The following is a 908-nucleotide window of genomic DNA, read 5'->3' on the forward strand; positions in this document are numbered from 1 at the left end:
GGGTCACCCACCCCAAGGCGTCGTTCTGGCTGATGGCCGACGCGAGCCGGTACGACGTCGAGCGCGCCTACGCGGACATCGCGCAGGCGCCGTACCAGGACGCGTTCATCGGGTCGTACGACAGCGAGCCGGTCTGCCTGCTGGAACGGTACGACCCCGCGCGGGTGGAACTGCCCGGGCTGTACGACGCCGAGCCGGGCGATGTCGGGATGCACTTCCTGGTCGCGCCCGCCGACCGGCCCGTGCACGGTTTCACCCGGGCGGTGATCGCCGCGGTGATGGGCGAGTTGTTCGCGGACCCCGAGGTGCGCCGCGTGGTGGTCGAGCCGGATGTCCGCAACACCGCTGTCCACGCGCTCAACAAGACCATCGGCTTCGAGGTGCTGCGCCGGATACGCAAACCCGAGAAGGAGGCGCTGCTGAGCATCTGCACCCGCGAGGGGTACGAAGCGGCGCTCGACGAGGGGCGGGTGCGATGACGACCATCGCACGCCCGTTCCTGGAACCGGCCACCGCCCACCTGAACCCGGAACTGTGGGCGCGGGCCACCCGCCACCTGGTCCGCAAGGCACTCGCGGAGTTCGCCCACGAGAAGCTGCTGACGCCGGTCGGCGAGGAGGAGCGCGGCGGCGGTCGGTACATGGTCCGCAGCGACGACGGCGGCACGGCGTACCGTTTCCACGCCGACCGGCTGGCGCTCGACCACTGGCACATCGACCCGTCGTCCATCACCCGGACCCGCGAGGGCGCCGAGGGCCCGGCCGCTCCCGAGCACGACGGCACCACCCCGGGCCGTACCGGCGAGGACCTGCCGCTGGACGCGCTCGCCTTCTTCGCGGAGTTCCGCACCGCGCTCGCGCTCGGCGACGGCGTACTGCCGCTGTACCTGGAGGAGATCACCTCCACCC

The 908-nt window shown here is 71.8% G+C and carries 1 protein-coding gene and 1 pseudogene; both read left to right on the plus strand.

The genetic code is table 11. The annotated features are described in order from the left end of the window. The coding region (locus AC13HU_RS37720) for a GNAT family N-acetyltransferase (protein WP_483046517.1) at nucleotides 1-479 on the plus strand (479 nt) is incomplete at its 5' end. After that, nucleotides 476-908 (plus strand): annotated as a pseudogene (locus AC13HU_RS37725) (hypothetical protein); the annotation flags it as partial. The gene AC13HU_RS37720 and the pseudogene AC13HU_RS37725, both read left to right, overlap by 4 nt.

The sequence above is a fragment of the Streptomyces sp. NH27 genome, from assembly GCF_056859195.1.